The organism is Microbacterium sp. Bi128 (assembly GCF_918698205.1).
Map to the genome: position 1 here is coordinate 1 of NZ_CAKKMM010000685.1, position 2,665 is coordinate 2,665.

The window sequence follows — 2,665 nt, forward strand, 5'->3', positions numbered from 1 at the left end:
AAGGCGAAGTGGTGAGGCCAAGGGAATTGACGACTCGCTCGGCGACAAGCCTGGACTTGGCCACAGACTCGTACTTGGCGGCTTTCGTCTGGGCCAGGTTCTCGCTCATGAGCGAAAGGCTGAGGTTATCCGAGCCCCCTGCCACCACGATCCCGCTGGACTGCGCCGAGTAGATCTTCGGCTGAAGGAGGGTCCAGCAAAAAGCGAGCACGGTGAGGGCCAGGGTGAAAGCCAGGATGCCCTTCCACCGGGCCCGGGCGATGCGCAGGTAGTCCTCCAGCGCAAGCCCCGCGGGTGTCTGCCCGTTGTTCTCGGCCGTATCAAAACCAGTCACGTGTTGGTCCTCTCCCCCGTGCCTGGTCCCAACGACCCACACGAAAAGTTACTTTACGGTACGGTGACCGCGTTGGTGTGCATATTAACCGCGCAGGAGCAATCCCTGGCCGACGAGGCCCTCCACGGCCGCATCGAGCAACACTTCATAGCCCTCGGGCAGCCCGTGTACGGCCTCAATTCGGGCCGCCAAAGTCTGCAGCGAGACGGGACGCTGGGCTGTCTGCCAGATGATCGGTCCGATGCCACTGAGCCTGATGACTTCAGTTTCCGTCAGAACCAGAAGGTCTCCGCCGATTTCTACTGCGTCAACGGCGTCGGTCCGTTGCAGCCAGTCTCCGGGAATCGGTTCTTCCTTCTTTTCACCTGCCTGGTGATCTGCCTGCTCCGCTTCCGACTCCAGCAGGGCGGGAGCCCATGCGGTGATGACTTCTGGCCGGTCATAGGGCTGCGCCAAAAACAGCGGCGCCAGGCTGTCCGTTAGGTCCGCGGCTTCGGAATAGCTGACACGGAGCACTCCGCCCACGCTGTCAATCAGCCGGCAGAGCGACTGAAGCGGCTGGAACACGGCAGCCTGGGAGGACGTGTCCGGGATCAGCGCAAGCACTGCATCCACCAGAGGGACCGGCTCGATGACGGGGAGCTGATACTCGCCGCCGGTAACCCTGTCGAGCAGTGCGATGGACGTGATGCGAGGGCCTTCCGGTGCGACTTTCAGGCCAAGCTCGTCCGGGCCCACCTGGAGTTTCGCTGCGCCCGTTGTTGTCTGCTTGACCGACAGCGGCTTCGGGTACGGCTCGATTGTCCCGTCAGCACGGATTGCAACAGTTTCGTCAGTTACATATCCGAAGGTCCGGGCGAGCTGCGAGGAAGCCGTGGTCTTTCCGGTGCCGGATTTGGCCACCAGGGCGACCACCCTGCCTTCCTCGTCGGCAACCCCGCACGCGTGAAGCATGGTCAGCTCACCCGCACGTTCGAGAATGGCCGCCACGGTGATTTCAGAGGTCACAGCCTCAGCCAAGCCCTCGAACGAGTCCGAGCGAAGGTGCCGCACACCGGCGCCGGGGAGTCTCGATTCATAGCGGACGGATGCTGTAAAGGGCTGGTCCGAAGCGCACGGCACCGCTTGCGGTGCGACGACGAAAGAGTCGCTTAGGCACCGGCTCCAGGCCCTGGTCATGGATTGCCGTTGGGCAAAAGTCACCGCTGGCCCCCAGTGAACGGTGAAGCTTGTGCCCAGCACATCAAGGGCCAAGTCACTGGGGGCTTTCAATCAGTCTCACCATTCCGGTAACGCCGTGGGATGTTCCTGCCTGGATCGAAGGACGCGCGCACTCGACAAGAATTCCACCGAGGCGGCACCCGATTCCGGCACTTGCTTCCGGCCATTAGATCACTTTTGAAGGCCACCCGGAGCATGGCTCGGCCGACGGGCTCTGGGCTCTTAGCCCTTTCTGAGAGTCACGTTGAACACCATGTCGGTGCTAGGGGCCCCGGCACCGGAGACAGTCACGGTGACGGTGTAGGTCAGGACGCCACTATTAGGCAGCGCACCATTACCGGTTCTGCTGTATACGAAGTCGTACGGTGCGGACTGGCCGGTGCGCGTCAGGGCTGACGCAGTGACAGTGAGGCCGATGCCAGCCGCCGTCGCAGCTGCATCGGGCGTGACCTTGATGCCAACGGTGATGGTCCCCATCACAGACGCGCCAGTGGTGGTGACCTTGAATCCCTGGGGTCCTGTTCCCACCGATTTTGGCGTCCCAACGATGACTGGAACCCCGGTACCGGGCACCAGGCTTACTGCTGTTATCGGCTGGAGAGTGGCAACGAAAGCCATGGGAGGCAGCACAGTCTTCTTGGTAGCGGACTCGACAACCGTGACAGCCACAGTGACCGTGTATTTCAAAACAGCATTGCTCGCGGCATTACCCGCACCGGTTCTGCTGTATGCGAAGTTGTAGGGAGAGGACTTGCCGCTGGGCGGCAGTGCCGCTGCTGTGACAGCGAGACCGACTCCAGCCGCAGTCGCAGCCGCGTCGGGCTGGACGGTGATGACGACGGATATGGCTCCCGTCATAGCGGCCCCAGTAGTGGAGACGGCAAAGCCTTGGTGTCCGGTCCCTGACATTTGCGGGGCTCCCGCGACCGCCGGGGAGCCGCTGCCGGCAATAAAGGCTGCCGAATAGGTCGGCGGCGTCGACGCCGCAGCTGCCGGGGCTGCAATAGCTGCCGCGATAACAGGCACGCTCCACGCGGCGGTCTTTACGACGGAACGGCGGTCGAAACTCGCCTTCGGTGCGGCCAGGCTCTTGATCTCCGACATCTATTT

The 2,665-nt window shown here is 62.6% G+C and carries 3 protein-coding genes; all 3 read right to left on the reverse strand.

Features of this window, described 5'->3' with window-relative positions:
- On the reverse strand, window positions 1-334 hold a 334-nt coding region (locus LQV45_RS24840), incomplete at its 3' end, for a Wzz/FepE/Etk N-terminal domain-containing protein (RefSeq protein ID WP_230009284.1).
- An 84-nt stretch (window positions 335-418) separates the two neighbouring features.
- Window positions 419-1,342: a hypothetical protein gene (locus LQV45_RS24845; RefSeq protein WP_230009286.1), complete on the reverse strand. Its 924-nt coding sequence runs from the start codon at window positions 1,340-1,342 to the stop codon at window positions 419-421.
- A 435-nt stretch (window positions 1,343-1,777) separates the two neighbouring features.
- Entirely contained in the window at window positions 1,778-2,659 is an 882-nt protein-coding gene (locus LQV45_RS24850) for a hypothetical protein (RefSeq protein ID WP_230009288.1), read from the reverse strand.
- Window positions 2,660-2,665 lie beyond the last annotated feature (6 nt).